This is a genomic window from Leifsonia sp. HAY1-4F (assembly GCF_056755275.1).
This window is the reverse complement of sequence record NZ_JBNDHX010000715.1, coordinates 1-231: the sequence shown is the minus strand read 5'-3', so window position 1 is coordinate 231 and position 231 is coordinate 1. Positions and strand designations below refer to the sequence as shown.

Genomic DNA, 231 nt, shown 5'->3' with positions numbered 1-231 from the left:
AGGCAGGCCTGCCCCGCCGCACCCGCAACTCCATCACGGAGCCGGGCCGCTTCGTGCGCGAGCTGCGCCGCATCCGTGAAGCCGGGGTGGCCTACGACCGGGAGGAAGGGACCTTGGGGCTCACCTGCGTCGCCGCCCCGGTCATCGTCGAGGGACCGGTCGTCGCCGCCATCTCTGCGTCGGGCCCGCCCCACGGCACGAGCTGGCGGCGCATCGAGTCGCACGTGCGTC

At 74.5% G+C, this 231-nt stretch carries 1 protein-coding gene; it reads left to right on the top strand.

Features of this window, described 5'->3' with window-relative positions:
* A partial coding sequence (locus tag ACPYOG_RS21085) for an IclR family transcriptional regulator domain-containing protein (protein ID WP_481295985.1) occupies positions 1-231 on the top strand: 231 nt, incomplete at both ends.